The 21,660-nt window shown below is 43.0% G+C and carries 18 protein-coding genes; 12 read left to right on the plus strand and 6 right to left on the minus strand.

Annotated features, from left to right (window positions below; genetic code table 11):
* The first annotated feature begins 26 nt into the window (after nucleotides 1-26).
* From ACOMA8_RS07710 to ACOMA8_RS07745, 8 genes are all read left to right on the plus strand, one after another.
* Nucleotides 27-833: an NAD kinase gene (locus ACOMA8_RS07710; RefSeq protein ID WP_337248034.1), complete on the plus strand. Its 807-nt coding sequence runs from the start codon at nucleotides 27-29 to the stop codon at nucleotides 831-833.
* A complete protein-coding gene (locus ACOMA8_RS07715; RefSeq protein ID WP_421369798.1) occupies nucleotides 823-1,728 on the plus strand; it encodes an RluA family pseudouridine synthase in 906 nt (301 codons plus the stop codon). Before ACOMA8_RS07710 ends, ACOMA8_RS07715 begins: the two co-directional genes overlap by 11 nt.
* Nucleotides 1,729-1,820: 92 nt before the next feature.
* Complete coding sequence (mgtE, locus tag ACOMA8_RS07720) at nucleotides 1,821-3,191, plus strand: magnesium transporter (RefSeq protein WP_161898971.1); 1,371 nt, start codon at nucleotides 1,821-1,823, stop codon at nucleotides 3,189-3,191.
* Between the two features lie 558 nt (nucleotides 3,192-3,749).
* Nucleotides 3,750-4,133, plus strand: coding sequence for a hypothetical protein (locus tag ACOMA8_RS07725; RefSeq protein ID WP_421369801.1), 384 nt, complete (start codon nucleotides 3,750-3,752; stop codon nucleotides 4,131-4,133).
* 62 nt (nucleotides 4,134-4,195) lie between these two features.
* The gene (locus ACOMA8_RS07730) at nucleotides 4,196-4,810 is read left to right on the plus strand and encodes a recombinase family protein (RefSeq protein WP_421369803.1); all 615 of its coding nucleotides are present in this window, start codon (nucleotides 4,196-4,198) and stop codon (nucleotides 4,808-4,810) included.
* Nucleotides 4,811-5,110: 300 nt separating this feature from the next.
* Complete coding sequence (locus ACOMA8_RS07735; protein ID WP_421369805.1) at nucleotides 5,111-6,862, plus strand: MucBP domain-containing protein; 1,752 nt, start codon at nucleotides 5,111-5,113, stop codon at nucleotides 6,860-6,862.
* Entirely contained in the window at nucleotides 6,843-9,071 is a 2,229-nt protein-coding gene (locus ACOMA8_RS07740; RefSeq protein WP_421369807.1) for a MucBP domain-containing protein, read from the plus strand. The genes ACOMA8_RS07735 and ACOMA8_RS07740 overlap by 20 nt, the downstream gene beginning before the upstream one ends.
* A 74-nt stretch (nucleotides 9,072-9,145) precedes the next feature.
* Nucleotides 9,146-9,364 carry a tyrosine-type recombinase/integrase gene (locus ACOMA8_RS07745; protein ID WP_421369809.1) on the plus strand — a complete coding sequence of 73 codons (219 nt, stop codon included), beginning with the start codon at nucleotides 9,146-9,148 and terminating at the stop codon, nucleotides 9,362-9,364.
* A 286-nt stretch (nucleotides 9,365-9,650) separates the two neighbouring features.
* Here the strand turns inward: ACOMA8_RS07745 and arfA are convergent, their stop codons facing one another.
* A complete protein-coding gene (gene arfA / locus ACOMA8_RS07750) occupies nucleotides 9,651-11,150 on the minus strand; it encodes an arabinosylfuranosidase ArfA (RefSeq protein ID WP_421369811.1) in 1,500 nt (499 codons plus the stop codon).
* Between the two features lie 215 nt (nucleotides 11,151-11,365).
* Between arfA and ACOMA8_RS07755 the strand changes: the two genes are divergently transcribed.
* Nucleotides 11,366-12,130 (plus strand): helix-turn-helix transcriptional regulator, encoded by a 765-nt coding sequence (locus ACOMA8_RS07755; protein ID WP_421369813.1) that lies wholly within the window; start codon nucleotides 11,366-11,368, stop codon nucleotides 12,128-12,130.
* Nucleotides 12,131-12,381: 251 nt separating this feature from the next.
* Here the strand turns inward: ACOMA8_RS07755 and ACOMA8_RS07760 are convergent, their stop codons facing one another.
* From ACOMA8_RS07760 to serC, 4 genes are all read right to left on the minus strand, one after another.
* Nucleotides 12,382-13,083 (minus strand): hypothetical protein, encoded by a 702-nt coding sequence (locus ACOMA8_RS07760; RefSeq protein WP_421369815.1) that lies wholly within the window; start codon nucleotides 13,081-13,083, stop codon nucleotides 12,382-12,384.
* 260 nt (nucleotides 13,084-13,343) lie between these two features.
* The gene (locus ACOMA8_RS07765; protein ID WP_421369817.1) at nucleotides 13,344-14,570 is read right to left on the minus strand and encodes a DUF1015 domain-containing protein; all 1,227 of its coding nucleotides are present in this window, start codon (nucleotides 14,568-14,570) and stop codon (nucleotides 13,344-13,346) included.
* A complete protein-coding gene (locus ACOMA8_RS07770; protein ID WP_161898805.1) occupies nucleotides 14,570-15,754 on the minus strand; it encodes a 3-phosphoglycerate dehydrogenase family protein in 1,185 nt (394 codons plus the stop codon). The genes ACOMA8_RS07765 and ACOMA8_RS07770 overlap by 1 nt, the downstream gene beginning before the upstream one ends.
* A 1-nt stretch (nucleotide 15,755) precedes the next feature.
* On the minus strand, nucleotides 15,756-16,841 hold the full coding sequence (serC, locus tag ACOMA8_RS07775; RefSeq protein WP_421369819.1) for a 3-phosphoserine/phosphohydroxythreonine transaminase: 1,086 nt from the start codon (nucleotides 16,839-16,841) through the stop codon (nucleotides 15,756-15,758).
* Between the two features lie 445 nt (nucleotides 16,842-17,286).
* Between serC and mnmA the strand changes: the two genes are divergently transcribed.
* The 3 genes from mnmA (at nucleotide 17,287) to ACOMA8_RS07790 (ending at nucleotide 19,516) form a co-directional block, all read left to right on the plus strand.
* The gene (gene mnmA, locus ACOMA8_RS07780; RefSeq protein ID WP_161898807.1) at nucleotides 17,287-18,408 is read left to right on the plus strand and encodes a tRNA 2-thiouridine(34) synthase MnmA; all 1,122 of its coding nucleotides are present in this window, start codon (nucleotides 17,287-17,289) and stop codon (nucleotides 18,406-18,408) included.
* Nucleotides 18,409-18,627: 219 nt separating this feature from the next.
* On the plus strand, nucleotides 18,628-18,921 hold the full coding sequence (locus ACOMA8_RS07785; protein WP_161898808.1) for a hypothetical protein: 294 nt from the start codon (nucleotides 18,628-18,630) through the stop codon (nucleotides 18,919-18,921).
* Between the two features lie 241 nt (nucleotides 18,922-19,162).
* The gene (locus tag ACOMA8_RS07790) at nucleotides 19,163-19,516 is read left to right on the plus strand and encodes a DUF2500 domain-containing protein (RefSeq protein ID WP_421369821.1); all 354 of its coding nucleotides are present in this window, start codon (nucleotides 19,163-19,165) and stop codon (nucleotides 19,514-19,516) included.
* Between the two features lie 475 nt (nucleotides 19,517-19,991).
* On the opposite strand, the gene ACOMA8_RS07795 is transcribed toward ACOMA8_RS07790, so the two are convergent.
* Entirely contained in the window at nucleotides 19,992-21,248 is a 1,257-nt protein-coding gene (locus ACOMA8_RS07795) for a multidrug efflux MFS transporter (RefSeq protein ID WP_421369916.1), read from the minus strand.
* Between the last annotated feature and the right edge of the window lie 412 nt (nucleotides 21,249-21,660).

Genomic DNA, 21,660 nt, shown 5'->3' on the forward strand with positions numbered 1-21,660 from the left:
GCAGTAGAAAGGACAGTCAAATGGGATTGAAAGTAGCCATCGTGGCGAATCGGCAGAAACTCACCCTTCAAGTGGTCCATCGGCTAAAGCAGCTTTTAGCAGAAGCTCAGATTGAAGTGGATCAGGCCGCACCTGATTTGGTGATTTCCGTTGGTGGAGACGGCACGTTGTTGTCAGCTTTCCACCAATATGCCAAATTATTGAGTAAGGTCCGCTTTCTAGGAGTCCATACCGGACATCTGGGATTTTATACCGACTGGCGGGATTACGAGTTGGCAGATATGGTGGACAGCCTGAGGGAAGAAGAAGTCAAAAGTATCAGCTACCCGCTTTTGGAGGTCAAAATCTCTTATGCCAATGGCAAGCCGGAACGTCGTCTATTGGCATTGAATGAATCGACCATTAAACGGGGAAACCGGACGATGGTTGCCGATGTTTATATCAGAGATGAATTGTTTGAGCGCTTTCGGGGGGACGGCTTATCTGTTTCCACTCCCACAGGTTCAACAGCCTATAATAAAAGCGTTGGCGGGGCAGTATTGCATCCTTCCATCAATGCCATGCAATTAGCGGAGATTGCTTCGTTGAACAACCGGGTCTTTCGGACACTGGGTTCACCCATCGTTATCTCTGACAATGATTGGTTGAAAATTAAACTGCAGCATTCTGGGGATTATTTGGTGACGGTGGATCAACTGGATATCCAACAGGATCAGATGGATGCAGTGTACTATCGAATCGCTGATGAGCGCATTCGCTTTGTATCCAATCGACACATGCATTTTTGGCACCGGGTGAAAGATGCCTTTATCGGAGACAGTCATGAGATTTGAATATCGTTTTGAAAAATCAGAACCGCAACTGTTGCGGAGCTTTTTAAAAGAGCAGGGCATCAGCAAAGGCCTGCTGGCTAAAGTCAAATTCCAGGGTGGACAGATCCTGGTGAACGGCAATGAACAAAATGTGTTGTATAAGTTGACAGCTGGAGATCAGGTAAGCTTCCTTATCCCTGATGAAGGGGAGCACGAAACGATGCTGCCTTCAGAAGGACCGGTAGCGATTGTTTATGAAGATGCCCACGTCTTGGTAGTGAACAAACCGGCGGGGATTGCTTCGATACCGGCCCAGTATCATCCCACTGGCACATTAGCTAATCGAGTGAAGGCTTACTATCAAAAGCAAGGCTATAAAGACCAAGTAATCCATATCGTAACTAGACTGGATCGTGACACGTCGGGATTGATGGTTTTTGCTAAACACGGCTTTGCCCATGCAAAACTGGACAAAGAATTGCGAGCTCATCGTTTTCTCAAAAAGTATCAGGCCTTGGTGGGAGGTGCAGTCGGTGGGTTAGCTGATCACGCCATGATTGATAAGCCGATTTCGCGGGAGCGGACCTCATTGATGCGCAGGCAGGTGGCTTCCGACGGCCAAAGTGCCCAGACTGAATACTGGTTGGAACGGCGGGATTTAGAGCAGGCTGAGGCATTGGTGGATATTCGCTTGCATACAGGTCGGACCCATCAAATCCGAGTTCATTTTGCTAGTATCGGCTGTCCCCTTTTAGGTGATGATATGTACGGGGGCAGTTTGGGACGAATCAATCGCCAAGCTTTGCACTGTTATCAGTTGGAGTTTGACCATCCTTTTACTGGTGAACGTCTGTCCTTTGTGCAAGAACCGCCAGCGGATATGGGGCTGTTGATTGCCGAAATGCGTAACAATTGAATGTTTTGTGACCCATAAAACAGTTTACCGAGGGACTGCTGGTAAGAAGGTAGCCTCGGTCGTTGAAATAAATGAAGGTGTGGTGAGAAAGATTGGATGAAAATCAAGAAGCGCTGGAGGAGCAGTTCGAACAGCTGAGAACAGCCCTTAAAAACAATGATATGAAGCAATTTCGAGAAATCTTTTTGGAGTTGCATATCTATGAGCAAGGGCAATTTTATCAATCTCTCGACGAAACAGACCGCCACATCATGTATGCCTATCTTTCCCCGAAAGAAATGGCGGATATGTTCGACGTCATTGAAGAAGACAATGAACACATGACGGAATATTTGTCAGAGATGCGACCTCGTTATGCTGCCGATATGCTGGCAGAAATGTACACTGATAACGCGGTAGATTTGCTAAATACATTGGACAAAAAACAGATGGCGAAGTACTTGAGCATTATGCCGTCCGAGTCTGCTCGAGAAATCCGCGAACTGCTTCATTATGAAGATGACACCGCCGGTTCCATCATGACTACCGAATATGTCTCCATCGTAGCCAATCAGACGGTGCGCTCGGCGATGTATGTATTAAAAAGTGAGGCCACTGCTGCTGAGACTATCTACTATATTTATGTGGTGGATCAGGAAAATCGACTAGTAGGGGTAATTTCGCTGCGGGATTTGATCGTCAACGAAGACGATGCAATGATCGTAGACATCATGAGCGAGCGGGTCATTAGTGTCCATGTCGGAGATGACCAAGAAGATGTTGCCCAAACCTTCCGTGATTATGACTTTCTGGCACTCCCAGTCACAGATTACGACGACCATTTGCTGGGGATTGTCACTGTCGATGATATCATTGACGTAATCGACGACGAGGCAGCCAGCGACTATTCCGGTTTGGCGGGGGTCAACGTAGAAGAAGTTTCCGAAAATCCTGTCAAAGCAGCCGGCCGGCGTTTACCTTGGCTGATTACGCTGTTGTTCTTAGGAATGGCGACTGCGAGCCTGATCAGCCATTACGAGGAATTGGTGAGTGAAGCTTCGATTTTGGCAGTCTTCATTTCTTTGATTACTGGGACTGCCGGAAATGCAGGCACGCAGTCATTGGCGGTTGCGGTGCGCCGGTTGGCAATCAATGACGACAAGGAAAGCTCTTTTTTCCGTACGGTGATCAGTGAAGTGCTAACAGGACTTGTGACCGGTGCGATCACCGGATTAACAATTTTTGCGATTGTTTCCATTTGGAAAGGCAATCCGATATTGGGTTTTGTGATTGGCATGGCCATGATGTGCGCCATCACTGTTGCCAATCTGGCCGGCAGTTTGATCCCAATGCTGATGGATCGGCTGGGTTTTGATCCGGCCGTCGCCAGCGGGCCATTTATCACCACGCTGAGTGACCTGACCTCCGTATTGATCTATTTCAACATCGCCAGCCTGTTCATGTCTCATTTTGTGGGGAATTGAATAAGCAGAGTTGATAGGTTTGTGAAGGGGAGAAAAGGGCGAAGGTTTCATCAACTAAGCAAGAAAATGTATGCAGGCAAATGGTTGCGACAATCCTTGTGTTGTAGTTCGTAGAGGAAACGAGAACATATTAAAGAAAAATCAGTGACCTTGACTTTCTTTGATGAAATCAAGATTAGTCAGCCCTTGATCTTTATAACAAGTAAAAGACAAGTCCCTTCCACTGCTTTTTATGGAAGAGGTTTGTCTTTTTCTTGTGGCTCATATTTGATATTCTTCGCTTTTTAGAGAAGGTTAATTTGACTGTTTTCCCAGTACCGGACTAGTCTATTTATCTCTAGTGATCCGGCAATCTTTGACTATAAAACCTTAGTTCATCATGAATTTGATGGATAGGTGAAGTAGCTTCTTTCTATATCGGCCTAAAAATATTTTAGGTATAAGAAAATTAGGTGAGCATGGGGAATGGCAATTACCATATCAGAATTTTGGAATTAGCTCTTTGAAGATGCTGAACTTGATAAAGAGTTAGTCTCGGATGGTGAAAGACGTGATGGAGTGGTTGTAGGACTGCAAACAATAATTAGGAAAGGAGGACAAGCGACAGAGGGGTTACGAATTATAAAAAAATCAATGGGAAAAAATGTCATTATTTTGGACGTGAATAATCTTTCCCATGTGGCTTCAATTACTGAAGCTTATCTTAAGGAAATTTTGGACTTTCAAATTGAGACCAAAGACTTCCAATTATCAAAATCTGATAAAGCAGTTGTGTCTAATTTCAATAGTAGTTTAAACGCATTAAATGCTGAACATAGAAAAAAGGTTCAATTAGCTGAAAAACATAGTAAACGAAAGAATGAATTTGAAGAAATCGTCAGTGATATTAAACTAATGAATCAGACATATAGCGATAATTATCAAAATGAAATAGAACTGTGAAAATCTCCATATATTGAAATCTCCTAATTATAATATTGGGATAATATATGGAGGTGTTTTTTTTGAAGGAAAAAGAAAAAATTTTATTGGGATATGCTCGAGTTTCTAAAAGTGATGAGACCCAAGATGATTCTTTAAATTCGCAGGTGAAATTATTAAGAGAAAATGGTTGTATAGAAGTTTATTCTGAAAAGGGGTCTGGTGGCAATGACGGCCGTAAAGAGTTCCATAACTTAATAGAAAGGGCAAAGGAGTTATCAACCCGATATGATGTGAGCATTGTATGTTATAGATTAGACCGATTAGGCAGGAACCCTCGCCTAATTTTAAACACTTTAGAAGACTTAGGCAATTTAGGAATTAACATAATTTCAATAAGTGAGGGGTTAGATTCAAATTTTGAAACAGGGAAGATGATGATACAGATGTTGTCGATTGTTTCAAGTTGGGAACTTACATCAATTCGAGCACGGGTGCAAACTGGGATAGATAATGCCAGGAAACGAGGTGTACAACTGGGAAGACCTCAAAAATATGATAAGAGTACAAAGAGTAAAATAATCAAGATGTACCAATTAAATCAACTTACAGTAGAAGAAATCGCTAACAGATGTGGCGTTTCTGTTTCATTTATCTACAAACTATTGAAGAATAGCGATGTTTCCCGTAGGAGATAGTATTTTCACTTTGCTTTAAATTTCACTAGTGCTAAAATAGAAGGTGTATTTCTTGTGGACCATTTGTACATTAATCATTTGTTTTTTACAGTTAAAATATAAAAAAATATAAACAAACAAGAAGCTTGTAGATACTGAGGTCAGTATTTTATAGGCTTCTTTTTTTGCCTAAATTTCTATGCTCTCTTAAACAAATGATTATTACAGTCAACGAATGTTCTACTGTAATGAACATGCGTGTTTTTTGACCGAGGTTGGTAATGGCGTATTTTGAGCAAAGAAGTTGGAGGTTTAGAAAAAATGAGTAAAGCGAACAGAGTCAAGCAAATGAGGCAAGGCGAAACGGTTAATCGCAAACGGATGTACAAAGCGAAAAAACAATGGGTAGTCGCAGGTGCTACTCTATTAATGGGAATTGGAATTGTTGGTGGAACGACTAGCGTAGATGCTTCCGAAGCAGATGGGGTATGGGTAGCCAATACAGCTGAACAAATTGCTTCTCGTATTAGTGAGGGACAGACTTCCCTAACTTTCCAATGGGGCGATACCTATTGGGAAATTGGCAAAGCCATTAACATTGAACCCTTTAAATTAATGGAAATGAATGGTTTGCAACAAGGCGACCAATATACTATTCCAGTAGGACATGTAGTTCATTGGGATGGCAATCATGTAACGGTTAAAGATGCTGACGGTAATGTGGTTTCTGATGTAGTAGTAAAAGATTCTGATAAAATGGATTCTTCCAAACCCGTAGCAAACCAAACGACAGACACCCCTAAAACACCTGTTCAAACAGATGATAAAGGGAATGTAGTAAACAATACTACACCAAGTAACTCTGGTAGTGATGTAACAGAAGATAGTAATAAAGGCAACTCAACTAATAATTCGGATAAGGGTAATGCAACTGATTCTGGTAAAGAAGATGACAATAAGGGTAATGGCAATACAGAAACTCCTAATAAGCCAACTGACCCAACCACTCCAGAAAAACCAACTGACCCTTCTAAGCCAGTTGATCCAACTGACCCAACTGAGCCTGAAACTCCTCAAGCCAAAGAGTTTACGATGACAGTGGTTCATAAAGATGAGGACGGCAATGTTCTTCTTAAAGAATCTGATGTAAAAGTCAAAGAAGGGGAAACATTTAAAGCAACCGCAAAATCATTCACTGGATTCACTCTTAAAGGTGAAGCAACTCAAGAAGTAAAAGCGGATAATAATAAAACCATTACGTTCATTTATACTAAAAATGAAGCACCGACACCTACAGAAAAATTCGATATTACTATTAAATATGTAGACGAAGATGGTAAAGACCTTGTGGACGCTGAAACCATTCAAGTAGAAGATGGCGAAAGCTATACGGCAACTGCCAAACAAATTGATGGGTATACCTTAGAAGGGGAAGCAACCCAAACAATTACTGTTGACGGGAATAAAACCATTACATTCACTTATACAAAAAATGTTACACCCGTTGAAAAATTTGATATTACAGTTAAATATGTAGATGAAGATGGTAATGATCTTGCAGACCCAGCTATTACCAAAGACATTGAAAAAGGGCAGGTGTTCACCGCAACTGCTAAAGCAATTAAGGGTTATACCGTTAAGGGTGAAGCAACGCAAACAATTACTGTTGATGGGAATAAAACCATTACTTTCACCTATGTAAAAGATGCGGAACCTATTACTACCTACAAAGTAACGGTTGAACATGTTGCTACTAATGGTGATGTATTGGAAACTGAACAAGCTGTAGAAGTCGAAGACGGTAAAACATTTACCGCTCAAGCGAAGTCATTTGATGGCTATACGCTTAAAGGGGACATGAGCCAAACCATTACCGTTTCAAAAGATACTACCATTACTTTCACTTATGAAAAAGATGCAGTGGATGTAGTAAACAAAGATGCGTTGGAAACATTGGTAAATGCGGTTAAAGATTTGGATACAACTCCTTACACCGAAGCTTCTGTTAAAGCATTTACAGATGCATTGGCTAGTGCTAAAGCGGTATTGGCTGATGACAGTACAAGTAGATGATGCAACAACTGCTTTACAAAATGCTTATGATTCTCTGGAAGACAAACCAGTAGTAGTGGATAAAACAGCCTTACAAGAAGCCATTGCTAAAGCAAACGACTTGGATAGTGGTAAATATACCGAAGATTCCTTTAAAGATGTTCTTGATGCTTTGGCTAAAGCAAACGAAGTAAACGAATCAGCGGATACCACCCAAGAAGATGTGGACTTGGCTGCGCAAAACTTAAATGAAGCCATTAAAAACTTGGTAGAAGCACCTGTAACGCCTGAGACCAAAACCATTACTGTAAACTATAAAACTACTGATGGTGCAGTTATTAAGACCAAAACAATGACTGGGGAAGAAGGTTCAAGTGTAACCATTACACCAGATGCCAAAGTAGTAGATGATGCCGGTTTAGGCTGGAAGACCTCTGATAAAGCCCAAACAGTAAAATATGGTGAGGTTGATTCAGTAGACTTCACTTATGACAAGGATATGGTTACCGTTCTATTGCAACAAGTTTCAGGAAACATTATCTTAGGTCAAGCTACTATCAATGGGCAAATTGGTACGATGGAAGATGTTGCTTTCGAGGAAACTGTGGTACATGATGGACTGTATTATGCTTTAGACGATAACGCCACTGTTACGGTGAAATTTGGTGAAACCAAAGCAGTGAGTGTCAAATATGTAGCCAAACAAGCAACAATTACAGTAAAACATGTATTTAATGAAGGGAAAGACCCTGTTGAAGAAACTGTAAAAGCGCAAGTGGGCAGTTCCCAAACATTCAATGCGAAAACCTTTGACGGGTATACATTAGATGGTTCTGCAACTCAAACAATTACAGTAGTTGGGAATGCAACTATTACGTTCAATTACACCAAAAATGCGCCAATAGTTGATAAAACAGCGCTACAAACACTTTACAATAAAGTAAAAGACTTGACGCAAGGAAATTATACCAATGACACATGGTCAACGTTTACAACAGCTCGTGCGAATGCCTTGACAGTATTGAATGATAATAAAGCTACACAGCAACAAGTAGATAGTGCGAAAACTTCTTTACAAACTGCTTATAATGGCTTGAAAGAAAACATTCAAAAAATTGCGGTAACGGTAGTTCATAAAGATGCTGAAGGCAATACTTTGGAAACGGAACCTGTTGTTGAAGTAGAAAAAGGTCAATCATTTACAGCTCAAGCAAAAACATTTGAAGGTTATACTTTAAATGGGGAAGCCAGCCAAACAATTACGGTAACCAAAAATGAAACCATTACTTTCACTTATACAAAAGATGAGGCACCATCTGAGCCAACGATTGCGGAAGCGGAAGCCAAAATTACACAAGACTTGTTTAATGCAATCAATGATTACCGAGTAAGTAATGGATGTGAAGTAGCAGTAGAAAACAGTTATGCAATGCAGGCTACAGCAACTCGTGCAGTAGAAATTTTTACAGTATATGACCATACCCGTCCTGATGGAAGTAGTTGGGGAACTGCAATGGATGAGCTAGGATTTATTGGTATTCCTTCTGGAGAAAACATTGGTCTTTTAAATGGAGGAGATTTGAATCGTTTGATGGAACTTGGGGCAAATGCGGCGCTTCAAGCATGGAAAGATTCACATGACCATAATGTATTTATGTTATCATCAAGTGTTGTTCAAATGGGTGTAGGAATTCATATTGAGCCTACTGGAAATAATATGTATAAAATGGGTTTTGTTCTAATTGGGGTTGAATATGATATGACTGGAACGAGTGGTAGAAGCAGTTCTGCTCGTTCATTGACACCAACAACTGAACCAACTGTTGAATCTACTGAGCAAGCAGACCAACCAACAGTTTCCACTGAAGTTTTAGAACAAACAACTGAATCTACAACTGCTGAAGTTTCTGAATCAACTACTGAACAAACAACTTCTGAACCAACAGTTGATTCTGAACAAGCAGACCAACCAACAACTGAAACTGTTGAAACTACTGAGCAAACAACCGATGAAACTACTGCTTCAAGCGAAGCGGTAGAGGTTGTGCCAGTAAGTGGTAATATTGGGAATTACAACCAACTATTTGCAACGGAAGGCGAAGCTGATGCCAAAGGGTTAGCGGAAGCGACCTTAGAAGGTGGTAAATGGTTTGGTTCAACGTATAAAGTAGTAAAGGTTGAAATGACAGATGGCACTACCCAATATGGTTTACAATTTACAGCGTATTAAAATTAATAAGAAGCGATAGAAAGGGGACAGCACAGTCCCCTTTTTATGCTATTTTTGGCGTATCAAATGGTGAAATGAAGGATTTACTATTTTACAATATTGCGAAGGATAAACGCATGGCGAATGGTTCAATTGCCCACAAAATAAAGAGAATTTGTGGCAAGGATTGGAAAGAAAAAAATATTACCCCGCACATGTTTCGACATACATTTATCACGTTAATGTCCGTAAGCGGGTATGATGGAAGTAATTTAAGTCGTTATGTTGGTCATTCGATAAAGGAAAAAATATGACTGACCATTATACGCACCGTGGAATTGAGTGTTTTAATGAACTTTCAAAAGAAATAAAGAGGTAGTTGTCCCATTAATAAAATGAGACGACTACCTCTTTTTTTATCTGCATAATTTTATGATAGTAAAAAGTATCAGGTATAAAATCAGGTACAGCTGGCTAAAGAAACATTTGAATTGTGTGAAATGAGTTGATAATTATATAGAAAATGTTGCGCTGTTTATCAGTAGAAGAGTTATGGTAGGCTCTCAAATGATAAATCGTCCTCAAGAAAGAACAGACAAATCAACCTTTTTTCAATTGAATCATATGGAAGCTTTGCTTTTCCAGAATACCGGAAAGATGACCGTTTTCAAAGGTAACACTGGTGCTAGCTGTTGGTACGACAGTGGCAGGAGCGCCTTCGGTATTGACGGCTTTTAGATTGTCGTGGTGCAAGATTGTGTGTTTAGCCAAGAGATAGCCTTCGTATTGACGGAAATCACAAGTTAGTTCTAGATCATCGGTGAGGTCTTTGTTGACAGCAAAAATTGTCAGCAGGTCTTCGTTGTCATTTTCAATTACTACGGCATCCAAGTAGGAAGAGTCGCCATAACGGCTTGCAAATGTCGGTGCTTTGGTTTGAGTGTGCAGAACATGTCCGCGACCTTGATTGGAGATCATTTCAAAAGGATAAAAAATAGTCTGTTTCCAGGCGCCAGTGTCAGAAGTCATAATTGGGGCAATCACGTTTACCAGTTGTGCTAGACAGCCGATTTTCACCCGATCTGCATGGCGCAACATGGTGATCATCATGCTAGCTACTAAAAGCGCATCTTCAAAATTGTAGACATCTTCTAGCTGATGGGGATGTTGGCTCCAAGGCTCAATCTGCTTGTCTTGCTCATTGGAGTGATACCAGACATTCCACTCGTCAAAGGAGATGTTGATGTTCTTTTTGCCACGACGCTTGGCCTTTACTGCGTCGCAGATAGCGATGACTTCTCGAATGAATTGGTCCATCCCGTCTGAATTTGCCAGGTATTGCTGGCTATTGCCGTCGTGGTTACCATAATATTGATGCATAGAAATGTAATCTACTTGATCATAACATTGGTTTAAGACGGTATCTTCCCAGAATGCAAAAGTGGGCATGTCTAAGTTGGAGCTACCGCAAGCCACGGTCTCAATGTCGGGATCCACCATCCGCATGGCTTTACCGGCCTCTTCAGCAAGGCGCCCATATTCCAGTGCTGTCTTATGGCCTTCTTGCCACGGCCCATCCATTTCATTACCTAGGCACCAGAGCTTGATATCGTGGGGTTCGACAACTCCGTGTTGGCGGCGCAGATCGCTGTAATAGCTGCCCTTTTTTAAGTTGGTGTATTCGATGATATTTTTTGCGGCTTCGATGCCACGAGTCCCCAAGTTGACGGCCATCATTGGCTGGGTGTTGACGGTTTTGGTCCACTCCATAAACTCATTCAAACCGAACTGATTGGATTCCACCACTCGCCAAGCAAGGTCGATTTTATTTGGACGCTCTTGCTTAGGCCCGACACTGTCTTCCCATTTGTAGCCCGAGACAAAGTTACCGCCAGGGTAGCGAGTGATTGGAACATTCAGCTCACGAATTAGCTGTGCAACATCTTGTCGCAAGCCGTTTTCATCTGCTGCCGGATGTCCAGGTTGGTAAATTCCTTCATAAACACAGCGACCCAAGTGCTCAACGAAGGAACCATAGATTCGTTGGTCAATTTCGGATAAAATAAAGTGTTTGTCGATCATAATTGAGGCTTTTTTCATAAGAAGTACTGCTCCTTTACTTTGTTTTCATCTAAAGTATAAAAGCAGTGCGCTCCTGAAAAAAGGAACTTATGTCGCAAAAGATTGATGCTTTCTCCGATAAATTTCTTTATCAAAAATAGCATCTTTGCTTAGACAGTAATTTACTGAAAGAGGATTGACAAAATCTCCCCTTCTTGGGAAACTTGAGAAAATGAAAAAAGGCAGGAAATAAGATGGAAGTCACCTTCTGCGGGTATCATACCCACAATGTTAACCACGACCGAATCTATCGACCAGAGGGACTGGGAGAATACTTGTTTTTGTTGGTGTTGTCCCCTATGACCTTTATTTTTGCGGATGGGAGCACACAACAGGCTAAGCGGGGGGCATGTATTCTTTATACGCCAGGGACTTTTCAACACTATCAGGCGGAAAAGGAGTTTTTCAATAGTTTTGCTGAATTCACTGGTGCGACTGCTGCGGATTTGCCGGAAAAATTGCCAGTGAACCAATTGTTTTATCCAGGCAAAGATGAAAGTCTCAATCGGCTATTGCAAAAAATTCATCGGGAATACCTCCAACGGTTGCCGGAGAGCAGCGCATTAATCCACTTGTATTTGCAGGAATTATTGCTCTTAGCGGCTAGAGGTGCGGCCAATTATCAGGTACAAACCAGTGATCCTTCCTTGTACCACGAAATCCATTCGTTACGTCTTTTGATGCTGGCCAACTGTGAACAAGATTGGTCGGCAGAAAAAATGTGTCAATTATTACAACTAGGGAAGAGTCAGTTTTATCGATTGTATCGGGAGTATTTCCATACGACACCAAAAGAAGAATTGATTCAAGCAAGGCTGCAATTGGCAGTTTATCATATGACCAATCGCTCCATAACCATCCAAGAAGCAGCGTATCAAGCAGGATTTGCCAATATCAATCACTTTCACCGTCTCTTTAAAAAACGCTATGGCTGTACTCCCATGCAATATCGTAGTTGAGGCTTGTCTATTCGGATAAAGGCAGCTTAAATGTGATGTCGCTGCTGATTTACTAAAGGAGCACTACCCATTAATAAGTAAAGTGAATAAAATATTTTGGCTTATGTAAAAAAAGCCATGACATTTGTCCTGCCAACCTCCCCGAAGCGAAAAATACCAAACGTGAACCACACGAAAAAGACAAGTGACTTCCATTAAAAATAGTGGAAGTGACCTGTCTTTTTGTTGTTAAAAATTGGTTCAAGCGCTGACTAGCTTTTCAAAAAGCGCTCTTTGTATTCATCGTATTCTTCCTGAGTGATCAGACCGGCTTCTAGCGCCTGTTTTCGTTCTTTGAGTTTTTCATAATTGGTTTCTGTGGTCAATTGACTGCTGTTGACAGGTGGAGTAGTGGATAACTTGTGCCGATTGGCGGTAGTAATTCCATCCATCACGCCGTCTTGCATGTCACTTTTGCTATCTTCCAAAAGTTTGGCGATGTCAAAAACTACCCGTTTGGTCCAGAAGATACTGAAGACTTCACGAAAACTCTCGATTCGCAGGGAGCCCCAAATGATACGGGTATTGGGATTGATGGTATTGATATTGTTCAAAGGGATACTCTTGTAATCGTTGTTGAAGGGTACCCAGCGGGCAAAAATCAGCCGACCAGAATTGGTGATAGCATAGGCGGAAAAACCTTTACAGCTGAAATAGCGGACTTTGCCTGTTTGGGAATCATGAACGCGTTCATGAAAATCTTCGTGGGATTCACCGGTTTCTGGATTGAAATTTTCCTTGTCTTCCGGATGATGACGAGCGATAAAAGTCGCCAATGCTTCTTCATCTTTTCCCAACGCGTTTTCGATTAGCTTGAAGTGTTTCTTCTGCAGCCAGCCACCAATCAGCGGGGTCATATTAAAGCCCAGCTTGTGGTTGCGGGCGTAGGCATACATTTCCTCAGCTTTTTTCATAAACAACCCAACTCCTTGTATTCTGTCGAAAATAGGCAATATAGCTAGTAGCCGACGAGTTCAGCCCAGTCGTACTGGTGCTGTTTTCTTGCTATCAGTATAGCATACTGTCGCTGTTTTTCTGCCGAACAAGGTTGTAAGCTAATGCACATGAACAGTAAAAAACGCCTGCACCGAAATCAAGTTCGGCAACAGGCGATATCTTGTAAACTAAGCACGTATGGTGTTGTCATACAGAGTTTAGCGTAAATCTTGTTTTTTCAGCGGGTCTCTAAGTCGTGAAGAAATAGGCCACTCAGCAGTTTGGGCTCAAACCACGTGGATTTCGGCGGCATAATCTCGCCGGCATCCGCAACATCCAGAAGATCTTGCATCCGAGTGGGGTACATAGAAAAAGCCAGATTCCAATCGTCCTCGTCTACTAAGCGTTCCAGCTCTTTAGGGCCACGAATACCGCCAACAAAATCAATCCGCTTGTCAGTACGAATGTCCATAATGCCAAAGATTTTTTCAAAGACTTGTTTTTGCAACACAGAGACATCAAGACTACCCACAACATCCTCCGGCAGGATTGTCGGTTTGATGGTCAGTGTGTACCATTCATGAGCGACATACATCTGGATTTGTCCTTTGGCAGCAGGTTTCTTCACACCAGATTTGGCCACTGTAAAGGCGGTCGTTAACTGATCAAAAAAGTCTGAGGGAAGCGGCACCTGTAACACTCGGTTGTATTCCCAAATGGCTAATTGATCATCTGGAAAGATGATAGAAAGAAAATAGTCGCTTTCTGGGCTATTGGTTTGGTCCGCGCGTTTTTCCAAACCGACTTTGACTGCCGATTCTGTCCGATGGTGACCATCTGCAATATATAGCGCTGAAATTTCTGCAAAGCCGTCTGTGAGCGCATTGACTACCTCAGTGTCATCAATCACCCAGACTTTGTGGTTCACATCGTGGAAGCTGTCGAAATCATAGACCGGTGAGTGCTCTGTCTGCCAGTTGGCCATCAATTCTTGGAGGGCATTATTTGTACGGTAGCTCAAAAAGATGGGACTTGTATTGGCATCGCAAGCTTTAATGTGATTGATGCGATCGACTTCTTTTTCCGGGCGAGTAAATTCGTGTTTCTTAATCTTGCCTGAGACGTAATCATCGATAGCAGTGGTCGCTACCAGGCCAGTCTGGCTGCGGCCCATCATAGTCAGCTCGTACAAATACATGGTAGGAGCAGTTTCTTTTTTCAGCCACCCCTGCGCTAGAAAAGCTTGTAGATTAGCTGCAGCCTTTTGGTAGACCGTCGGATCATAAGGTGACAATTCTTCCGGTAGGTCGATTTCTGCCTTGTCGATATGGAAAAAGCTATAAGGATTGTCTGCAGCCAAGGCTTTTGCTTCTTGAGAATTTAACACATCGTAGGGCAGGCAGGCGACTTTATCAGCTAAATCTTCGGCGGGACGAATCCCTTCGAAAGGGCGTACCACAACCATCAGCAGCCACCCTCTTTGTTTTTAATAACCCGCACACGAACAATCTCAGGGTTTTTCGTCAACTTAGCTGCAACAGCTGCGACTTTATCTGCATCGTCTTCGTTGATATCCACCAGCGTATAGGCAAAATCATCCCGTCCGCGATTGATCATATTCTCGATATTGATCCCTTCTTCGGCGACAGCTGTGGAAATTTGCCCCAGCATGTTGGGGACATTTTTGTTGATAATGGTTAAACGATAGGGGCTGTTGAAGGCCATTTCAACAGTAGGAAAATTGACGGAGCGTTTGATGACGCCGGTTTCCAAGAAACGTTTTAAAGTCCGGGCGGCCATTTTGGCACAATTGATCTCCGCTTCGTCTGTTGAAGCCCCCAAGTGAGGGAGGACTAGAACTTTATCATTGTGCAGTAGTGCTTCATCGGCAAAGTCTGTCGTGTAACCCGCCAAATCTTCGGCTTCCAATGCCGCCAAAACAGCCGCATCATCCACGATGCCACCACGGGCAAAGTTGAAAAGTTTTGCAGTTGGTTTCATCTTGGCGATTTCAGCAGTACCAATCATTCCTTGGGTCTTTTCGGTTAAGGGCACATGGACTGTGATAAAGTCGCAGGTAGTCATCAGTTCATTGAGATCATTGGCGCGCTGGACGCGACGAGAGATGCTCCAAGCCGTATCGACGGAAACAAAAGGATCAAAGCCCATGACTTCCATGCCTAAACGATAAGCATCATTCGCCACCATCGCACCAATTGCCCCCAAGCCGATAACCCCTAGTTTTTTGCCTTCCAGTTCGTGACCGGCAAACTGCGCTTTATTAGCTTCCGCTTGCGCTTCAACATCAGCACCAGCTAGAGTTTGGACCCATTGGGCACCTTGCAGGATTGGTCGCACGGATAATAATAGGCAGGCGATTACCAGTTCTTTCACCGCATTGGCATTGGCACCGGGCGTATTGAACACAACAATGCCTTTTTCTGTGCAGGCTGGTACGGGAATATTGTTGGTGCCCGCGCCGGCCCGAGCAACAGCTAACACAGATTCGGGAAATTCATAATCGTGCAGTTTTTGGCTGCGGAGAATGATTCCCTCCGGTGTGTCGCTTTCGTTGATGGCGTAATTTTCCTTGTCAAAACGAGCCATTCCTTCTGGGGCGATGGCATTGAATGTTTTAATATCGAACATCTCAGGCACCTCCATTTTCTTTTTCAAATGCTTCCATGAAAGCAATCAGATCCCTGACCCCTTGTTTGGGAAAGGCGTTGTATAGACTAGCCCGCATGCCACCAACCGAGCGATGACCTTTAAGATTTTGGAAGCCAGCCGCCAAAGCTTCGGCGTTGAACTTTTTGTCCAACTCGGCATCGCCAGTCACAAAAGGAATATTGGTGATGGAACGGCTGTCTTCTCTTACCGGGCTCTTAAACAGGGCAGAGTTGGCGATAGCCTCATAGAGTAGACCGGCTTTTTCCTGATCTTCTTTCAAAATTCCCGGCACGCCGCCTTTTTCCTGTAACCATTCAAAGACCAATTTGGCGATGTAGATAGCAAATGTCGGTGGAGTGTTATACAAGCTGTCATTGTCTGCTTGAATTTTATAGTCCAACATTGGTTCCGCTACTGGGCACAAGCCGATGAGATCATCACGAATGATGACTACCGTCAAACCAGCAGGACCGATGTTTTTCTGGGCCCCCGCGTAGATAATACCGAAATCTTCTACTTTATAATCATTTGCTAAAATATTTGATGACATATCAGCTACGATGGGAACTTTGCCAGCTTTAGGAATACTTTGATAGGCAGTACCTACAATGGTGTTGTTGGTGGTGATGTGGAGGTAGGCAGCTTCTTGGTCAATCATATCTTCTGTGATTGTCGGGATATAGGTGAAATTATCAGCTTCTGAAGAGGCGATGACTTCTACTTCAACGTTTTCCAAAGCTTTAGCCGCGCTGATAGCCTTTTTCGACCAAGAGCCGGTATTTGCATAAAGGGCCTTCTTGCCTTGAGCTAAGTTCAAAGGAACCATTGAAAATTGCAGGCTGGCACCCCCTTGTAAAAATAAGACCTTGTAATTATCGGGAATACCCATCAGCTCCCGCAGTAAGGCTTCAGCTTTCTTGATGATGTCGTCAAATAAGGAGGAACGATGACTCAACTCCATTACGGACATGCCACTACCCCGGTAATCTAAGAACTCGGATTGCGCCTTCTCCAACACTGGCTTTGGTAACACAGCAGGTCCGGCAGAAAAATTGTAAATCGTCATTGCATTCGCTCCTTTTCAAATTTTCATTCTCTACTCAATCAAGATTGAGTTATCGCTTAGTGTAACAGATGTTGTTGGGAGTTGGAAGAATATTGTGAAAATTTATACACCTTTTTTCTGATTGTTCGGAAAAATCTTGGTATTTTTTCATTTTTTATGCTTCTGTATCCAAAATACCAGCTGGTTTCTGTATATTCAAACATAACGATTGCTATAGGAAGACGTTTATACAAGAGAGTTCAGACAAAGTGGTAGTAGACTGAAAAAATCCGAAAATAGGCTGAAAACTATCATCTTTTATTTTGAAAACCGCTGATTTCCAAAGTTTCTCTTATTTTAAGAAAGCTCACTGTGAAAAGATCCCGGTTCTGTTGTATAATGTCACTTACTGAACGCGACCTTCAAATCGTTTATTCAGAATCTATAATGAAATGATGGTGAAAACATGACAGACAACAGCAAGACTCGCGTTGTTGTGGGCATGAGCGGCGGGGTGGACTCGTCGGTAACAGCGCTGATCCTGAAAGAACAAGGCTATGATGTCATCGGGATCTTCATGAAAAATTGGGACGATACGGACGAAAATGGTGTCTGTACCGCGACGGAGGACTACAAAGACGTAGCCAAAGTTGCTTCTCAAATCGGGATTCCTTACTACTCGGTGAATTTCGAGAAAGAATACTGGGACCGCGTGTTTGAGTACTTTCTGGCGGAATACCGGGCTGGTCGGACGCCAAATCCAGATGTTATGTGCAATAAAGAAATCAAATTCAAAGCATTTTTGGACTACGCGCTGGAGCTGGGCGCGGATTACGTGGCAACCGGTCATTACGCACAGGTTACTCGCGACGCTGACGGAACTGTCCATATGCTACGGGGTGTTGACAACAACAAAGACCAGACTTACTTTTTGAGTCAGCTTTCCCAAGAGCAGCTACAAAAAACGCTGTTTCCTCTGGGGGGCATGGAAAAGTCCGAAGTCCGGGCAATCGCTGAAAGAGCAGGCTTAGCAACTGCTAAGAAAAAAGATTCCACCGGTGTTTGCTTTATCGGTGAAAAAAACTTCAAACAATTTTTGAGTAATTATCTGCCAGCTAAAAAAGGCCAGATGGTTACTGTGGATGGTGAAGTCAAAGGCCAACACGACGGATTGATGTACTACACCATTGGTCAGCGTCAAGGCTTGGGAATTGGTGGCGGCGGAGCTACGCAAGAACCTTGGTTTGTCATCGGTAAGGACCTCAGCACCAACACCTTATATGTTGGGCAGGGCTTCCACAATCCGGCGCTCTATGCTGATCGTTTGGATGCCAGTCAGATTCACTTCACAACTCAGAAGGATAAGCCGCAAGAATTCCGCTGTACTGCTAAATTCCGTTACCGTCAGCAGGATGTGCCAGTGACAGTACGTTTGTTGGAAGGTGATCGAGCAGAAGTGATTTTCGATGAGCCGGCTCGGGCAGTTACACCGGGACAGGCAGTCGTTTTCTATGACGGTATGGAATGTCTCGGCGGCGGGTTGATTGACCACGCTTACCAAAAAGCCGAATTATTGCAATATGTTTAACAAAAGCAGGAGTCTCTCGTTGGAGGGGCTTCTTTTTTGTGTTTTAAAGGTAGAACTTTTATTTTGGGAGTCATGAAAAGCTAAATGAATTCAAGCCTTTTTCACTTTTTTCGATTTTCTTCAAAAAAAACCTGTTTCTGGAAATGAGAATAACAGCGATTTCAATTAGAATGTGGTAAAATTAAACTGAAGAAAACAATGAGAAAAGGAGGCGGCCAGATGCGCTTAAAGGAATTTTTTAGTAAGGAAGAATTGTGGGTGTTGGATGAGGAGCTGTTCCATGAGGCGTATTATGAAATTTTGGAGGGACGCTGGCGACATCACAGTGACAGCTGCGCCCAACAATTTCAGAAGTTGGAGGCGATGGACCGCCGCCGTTATGCCCTTAAAGCTGCCGAGGTCTATTTGCAGGACTTGCCGGAATGGGAATTGGAAACCTATTTCTCCCGTTATGGTAGCCGACATTTGGACACGGTAAGAGAAAGCCGCCAAGATAGCAAACTAAAAATTTGAGATATTGGGGGCGGCTAGGTTGCTGGCAACAGTTGTAAAAAGAGGCGATATTTAGACGCCGTTGTCATGCGAGGCAAAAACAAAGAGCAGAGGGGCTGAAAATTTCAGTTGTCACTGCTCTTTTTTTGTGTGAAATTTCGGTACTTTGAAAATCGGCCTATACTATTTTGCCAACAGCACTAGCAGTTGGTACAGGTTATTGGTATACTCTAGTCAAAATCACTTGTTAGGGGGAATTGTTGTGGTTAATGATCCGTTTTTTGAATTAGGGGAAATGCCTATTTTGTTCAAAGTCATCCCGGCACTGGTTGTACTACTTTTTGTGGTTATTATTGGAACAGTCCTTTATCGACTAATCAAAAATGTGTCTTCACCAAAAGAAGTGGTATTGGCCACTTTAATTGACAAAAATGCCGCGACTCGGTGGAATGGCGAAACTTCTTACACCGATTATATGCTGATCTTTGAAGATAAGCATGGCAAACGAATTGCTTTGGATGTCAATCGTAAGGTTTTCAGTCAGCTGGTGGTAGGAGATAGTGGCCGTTTAACTTATCAAGGCAGCTGGTTCAAAGACTTCGAACGAGTCGCTTAAGCGGAGTCAGCCGATAATTAGCGGCGCTTTGCAATGCTTCTCGTCTTCAGAATAAAAGGAACAGCTAGACACGAATGTTATCAAAAGGAAATGTGATATAAGTTACTTACAAGTGCTAAATAACGTATGTTTAACCGCAATTAACAAAAAGGATACGGGTAAGGGAAATTTGTGACCTTATTTATGTCTTAGTCCGAAGCGAGAACATTACCATACGTGTAAAGAGAAGTGAATTAGGCTGACTTGGCTTGATGAAATCAAGGTTAGTCAGCCTTTGACATTTTTAGCAATGAAAAGCCGGCAATCTTCCAATGATTTTTAATGGAAGATTGTCGGCTTTTGGGGGCTCACATTCGGTATTGTTCGCTTCGTAGGACGGTGACTCAACTATTGGCACAGCCCCTTGGGTGAGCTCCGTCATCTGAAGGGGTGGACAAGTAAGAGAGCCAGCTACCAAAGCTGGCAACGGTTTGGCTTAATTGCTGGTATCCTCATTGTTTTGGCGATGACGACGGATGTCAGCAGTATTTTTTCTCACTAGCAAGTAGTTAAGCAGGACTAAAAATGAGGTAGAGATAAAGACGCCGCGGTAGCCGAAAAAGCTAGAGATAGACGAGCCGATCATAGGCCCAAAAACATTGCCGGTAGCTTGGAAGGACTGGTTGTAGCTGAAGATACGTCCAGCAGCATGATGCGGCGAATATTTGGTAATCAGTGAATTGACTGCCGGCAATAGACAAGCATCGGAAACGCCAATCAAAAAACGCAATGCGCCCAGCTGCCAGACATTGGTGACAAAGGCCATCGGGAGATAGACAAAAATGGCTAGGATCAACCCAGCTGCCAATATGCGCTCACTGCCGATGCGGTCTCCCAGTCGACCCATCCGGGGGGCGGCAATTAATGTCGCGATACCGGGGATGGAAGCGATGATACCGCTGACTAAGGTGACATTCCCATGACCACCTAGGAGCTGGCGAATGTAGAGGCTGATGATGGGGCTGATGGAATTATTGGATGCTTGAATAATCATGGTGGTGATGAACATTCCCAGCACCACCTTGGGATATTTCAATTCTTTTAGAATTGCAGAGGCTGGCTGCAGAGCTTCTTTTTCCACCGGAGTAAACTCTTCATGAACAAAAAGCAGGCTCAAAATAAACACGATAAACAGAATGGTACCGGTAATGAAAAAGGTGGTTCGATAGCCAAATGCAGTAGCGGTGAGTCCACCTAAGAGCGGGCCTAATAGTTGACCGGTGACTGCTCCGGTGGCCAAGGTACCCAAGACTTGGCCACTGCGGGCTTTAGGAGTGCCAGTAGCCACAAGGGCAGTGGCATTTGAAACATAGCCGGAAAAGACGCCTTGTAAAAGCCGCAGACCCACCAGCTGGTAGACGTTAGTGACCAGTCCCATCAGCGAAATCACGACTGCCATACCCAGACTGGCTCGCAAAAGCATCAATTTGCGGCCTTTTTGATCTGCTAAACGTCCCCACCAAGGAGAAATTAGCGTTGTCACCAGAAATGTGGCGGAAAAGGCCAATCCGCTCCACAAGTTCAGAGCCTGGGAGGAAAAATTTCCCAATGTATCTATGTAAAGGGACATGAAGGGCATCACGAGGCTAAAGCCAATCCCCGCCATAAAGGTACCAAACCACAAAACGATTAGATTCTTTTCCCAGACTGGGCGTGGCTGGCTGAGTTTTTCTTTCAAACGTTGAATGAGTATCGATAGCAAATCAAGCGCTCCTTTTAAAAAAATTAAGATTAAGTAACGGTGGTTCTTTTTAACGGATTTTTGGAGGTGGTTTGCGTAAGAAATACGTAACAACCGTTTTTTGTTAACAAATTTGAACCAATAATAATCATAGTACAGGTAAGATCGAACAGCAAGTTGAGAAATTTTGAGAAGTGACAATCTGTAAAATGTGAGAAAAAAATTTTTACTTCTGCAAATATATAAATACTTTAAGCTTTTCAAACAGAATCCTTGCCCCGCTTTAAAAAGGCGGTTAATATTGTCTTATCAAGTTTGGGTATGGAACTCTTCGAACAAAAGAAACGAAGGACATGTGGGGACATGATTCGTCGGTGACTTAACCGAAGAGCTTTACTACACGAAATCATTTCAGGGGAAAAGG

Origin of the sequence: Enterococcus infantis (genome assembly GCF_049166715.1) — a bacterium.
Taxonomy (GTDB): Bacteria; Bacillota; Bacilli; order Lactobacillales; family Enterococcaceae; genus Enterococcus_C; species Enterococcus_C leclercqii.

Excerpts from the sequence above, each read along its gene's own strand:
- ACOMA8_RS07740 (WP_421369807.1), top strand. The coding sequence starts at position 6,843 with ATGACAGTACAAGTAGATGATGCAACAACTGCTTTACAAAATGCTTAT.
- ACOMA8_RS07745 (WP_421369809.1), top strand. The coding sequence starts at position 9,146 with ATGAAGGATTTACTATTTTACAATATTGCGAAGGATAAACGCATGGCG.
- serC (WP_421369819.1), bottom strand. The coding sequence starts at position 16,841 with ATGACGATTTACAATTTTTCTGCCGGACCTGCTGTGTTACCAAAGCCA.
- ACOMA8_RS07760 (WP_421369815.1), bottom strand. The coding sequence starts at position 13,083 with ATGAAAAAAGCTGAGGAAATGTATGCCTACGCCCGCAACCACAAGCTG.
- ACOMA8_RS07755 (WP_421369813.1), top strand. The coding sequence starts at position 11,366 with ATGGAAGTCACCTTCTGCGGGTATCATACCCACAATGTTAACCACGAC.
- ACOMA8_RS07735 (WP_421369805.1), top strand. The coding sequence starts at position 5,111 with ATGAGTAAAGCGAACAGAGTCAAGCAAATGAGGCAAGGCGAAACGGTT.
- ACOMA8_RS07785 (WP_161898808.1), top strand. The coding sequence starts at position 18,628 with ATGCGCTTAAAGGAATTTTTTAGTAAGGAAGAATTGTGGGTGTTGGAT.
- ACOMA8_RS07770 (WP_161898805.1), bottom strand. The coding sequence starts at position 15,754 with ATGTTCGATATTAAAACATTCAATGCCATCGCCCCAGAAGGAATGGCT.
- arfA (WP_421369811.1), bottom strand. The coding sequence starts at position 11,150 with ATGAAAAAAGCCTCAATTATGATCGACAAACACTTTATTTTATCCGAA.
- mnmA (WP_161898807.1), top strand. The coding sequence starts at position 17,287 with ATGACAGACAACAGCAAGACTCGCGTTGTTGTGGGCATGAGCGGCGGG.
- ACOMA8_RS07715 (WP_421369798.1), top strand. The coding sequence starts at position 823 with ATGAGATTTGAATATCGTTTTGAAAAATCAGAACCGCAACTGTTGCGG.
- ACOMA8_RS07765 (WP_421369817.1), bottom strand. The coding sequence starts at position 14,570 with ATGGTTGTGGTACGCCCTTTCGAAGGGATTCGTCCCGCCGAAGATTTA.